4 protein-coding genes and 1 pseudogene are annotated in these 2,879 nt (G+C 64.8%); all 5 read left to right on the top strand.

What is annotated here, in order from left to right; genetic code table 11:
- Nucleotides 1–301, top strand: a pseudogene (locus tag AC1DY5_RS49830) (NAD(P)/FAD-dependent oxidoreductase); the annotation flags it as partial.
- A gap of 8 nt (nt 302–309) precedes the next feature.
- Nucleotides 310–525 (top strand): alpha/beta fold hydrolase, encoded by a 216-nt coding sequence (locus tag AC1DY5_RS49825; RefSeq protein ID WP_478121706.1) that lies wholly within the window; start codon nt 310–312, stop codon nt 523–525.
- 19 nt (nt 526–544) lie between these two features.
- Nucleotides 545–1,294, top strand: coding sequence for an electron transfer flavoprotein subunit beta/FixA family protein (locus AC1DY5_RS49820; RefSeq protein WP_478121705.1), 750 nt, complete (start codon nt 545–547; stop codon nt 1,292–1,294).
- Nucleotides 1,295–1,317: 23 nt separating this feature from the next.
- Nucleotides 1,318–2,256, top strand: coding sequence for an electron transfer flavoprotein subunit alpha/FixB family protein (locus tag AC1DY5_RS49815; protein ID WP_478121704.1), 939 nt, complete (start codon nt 1,318–1,320; stop codon nt 2,254–2,256).
- 27 nt (nt 2,257–2,283) lie between these two features.
- On the top strand, nt 2,284–2,879 hold a 596-nt coding region (locus tag AC1DY5_RS49810; protein WP_478121703.1), incomplete at its 3' end, for an acyl-CoA dehydrogenase family protein.

Below are 2,879 nucleotides of genomic sequence, written 5' to 3'. Positions count from 1 at the left end.
CCAGCAGGCCGCGCACATGCTTGGGCAGATCGAGCGTCTCTTGCGCGGCAAACCAATGAGGCCTTGGCGCTACCGCGATTTCGGCTCCCTGGTGTCACTCGGCAGGCACACGACCGTGGGCAATCTGATGGGGCGGCTCGTCGGCGGCAACCTATGGATCGAAGGACTCTTCGCGCGCGCGATGTATATGTCGCTCTACAAGATGCACGAACTGGCCTTGCATGGTGCGTGGAAGACGGCGCTCGGTACTGCGGCGCGCTTCATTTTCCGGCGGACAGTGGCGCGCGTGAAGCTGCACTGATGCGACGGATGGACAATTCCCGAGGTACTGTCCTACCGACGTTGGTGCTGATGGGCGCCGGTGACCCGATCGTGCCGCCAGTGAACGGGCGCCTCATGGCGTCGCGGCTGCCGCGCGCAACGCTGGAGAGCGTCGAGTGCGGTCACCTTTTCGTGCTCACGCGACCGGGCGAGACCGCGCGTCGCGTCGAGCGTTTCCTGGCCGGGCATGCAATGCCGGCTTGATCTCAAATGGAGATGAATCATGAAGATCCTGGTTCCCGTCAAGCGGGTCGTCGACTACAACGTGAAGGTGCGCGTCAAGAGCGACGGCACCGGTGTGGACATTGCCAACGTCAAGATGAGCATGAACCCCTTCGACGAGATTGCCGTCGAAGAGGCGGTGCGCTTGAAGGAGAAGGGCATGGCCACTGAAATCATCGCCGTCTCGTGCGGCGATGCGAAGTGCCAGGAGACCCTGCGCACGGCCATGGCCATCGGCGCCGATCGCGGCATCCTGGTCGAGACCACCGAAGAACTTCAGCCGCTGGCTGTCGCCAAGCTGCTCAAGGCGCTGGTCGACAAGGAACAGCCCCAGCTCGTGATCCTCGGCAAGCAGGCCATCGACGACGACGCCAACCAGACCGGCCAGATGCTGGCTGCACTCGCTGATCTGCCGCAGGCCACCTTCGCTTCCAAGGTCGAGATCGACGGCGACAAGGTCAACGTCACGCGCGAAGTCGACGGCGGCATGGAGACCATCGCCCTGTCGCTGCCCGCGGTCATCACCACCGACCTGCGCCTGAACGAGCCACGCTACGTGACCCTGCCCAACATCATGAAGGCCAAGAAGAAGCAGCTCGACACCGTGAAGCCCGAAGACCTCGGCGTGGACGTCAAGCCGCGCCTGAAGACCCTGAAGGTCTCGGAGCCCCCGAAGCGTGGCGCCGGCATCAAGGTGCCCGATGTGGCCACCCTTGTCGAGAAGCTGAAGAACGAAGCCAAAGTCATCTGAGACTGGAAAGAAGGAATACGAACATGACCGTCCTCGTCATTGCCGAACACGATCACGCCACGCTCAAGCCGGCGACCCTGAACACCGTAACCGCAGGGATTGCCTGCGCCAGCGGCGATGTCCACGTGCTGGTGGCTGGCGCCAACGCCGCCGAAGCCGGCAAGGCGGCAGCCCAGGTGGCAGGCGTTGGCAAGGTGATCGTGGCCGACAGCCCATCTCTTGCTGAAAACCTGGCCGAGAACGTCGCCGCGCAGGTGCTCGCGATCGCCAAGAACTACAGCCACATCCTGTTCCCGGCCACGGCCAACGGCAAGAACGTCGCTCCGCGCGTGGCCGCCTTGCTCGATGTCGCCCAGATCAGCGACGTGACCAAGGTCGACAGCCCCGACACCTTCGAGCGGCCGATCTATGCGGGCAACGCGATTGCCATCGTGCAGAGTTCGGATGCAACCAAGGTGGTCACCGTTCGCACCACGGGCTTCGATCCGGCGGCATCGACCGGCGGCAGYGCAGCGGTGGAGTCCGTGGACGGCGTGGCCGACAGCGGCAAGTCGAGCTTCGTGGGCCGTGAAGTGACCAAGAGCGAGCGCCCCGAACTGACGGCGGCCAAGATCATCGTCTCGGGTGGCCGGGCGCTGGGCAGCGCGGAGAAGTTCCAGGAAGTGATGGCGCCTCTTGCCGACAAGCTCAACGCGGGCCTCGGCGCCAGCCGTGCCGCGGTCGATGCGGGCTACGCCCCGAATGACTGGCAAGTGGGCCAGACGGGCAAGATCGTCGCACCGCAGCTCTACATCGCCTGCGGCATCTCGGGCGCCATCCAGCATCTGGCGGGCATGAAGGACTCCAAGGTGATCGTGGCGATCAACAAGGACGAAGAAGCGCCGATCTTCTCGGTGGCCGACTACGGCCTCGTGGCGGACCTGTTCACGGCGGTGCCGGAACTGGTGCGGGCACTCGGCTGACAACGCGATGAACTCAAGGAGATTTCGATGAGCTATCAAGCCCCCGTCAAGGACATGCTGTTCTGCATGACCGAACTCGCCGGTCTCGCCCAGGTCGCCACCCTGCCCGGCTTCGAGGACGCCGGTGTCGACACCGCGCAGGCGGTGCTGGAGGAATGTGCCCGCTTCAATGAAGGCGTCATCGCGCCGCTCAATCACGAGGGCGACAGAACCCCGTCGACATGGAAGGACGGCGCGGTGACCACCTCGCCCGGCTTCCCGGAGGCCTACCGCCAATACGCCGAGGGCGGCTGGCAAGGGCTGCAGCACCCGTCCGTCTACGGCGGCCAGGATCTGCCCAAGACGATCGGGGCCGCGTGCATCGAGATCAACAACAGCGCCAATCTCAGTTTCGCGTTGTGCCCCTTGCTGACCGACGGCGCGATCGAGGCGCTGCTGATCGCCGGCTCCGACGCGCTGAAGCAGACCTATCTGCCCCCGATGGTCGAAGGCCGCTGGACCGGYACGATGAACCTGACCGAGCCGCAGGCCGGCAGCGATCTGGCGCTGGTGCGCAGCCGTGCCGAGCCGCAGCCCGATGGCAGCTACAAGGTGTTCGGCACCAAGATCTTCATCACCTACGG

This window comes from Variovorax sp. P4_D9 (assembly GCF_056401695.1).
This window is presented reverse-complemented; position numbering and strand designations above follow the sequence as displayed.

Bases quoted from the DNA above. Each gene is read 5' to 3' on its own strand.
- AC1DY5_RS49825 (WP_478121706.1), top strand. From the start codon at position 310: ATGGACAATTCCCGAGGTACTGTCCTACCGACGTTGGTGCTGATGGGC.
- AC1DY5_RS49820 (WP_478121705.1), top strand. From the start codon at position 545: ATGAAGATCCTGGTTCCCGTCAAGCGGGTCGTCGACTACAACGTGAAG.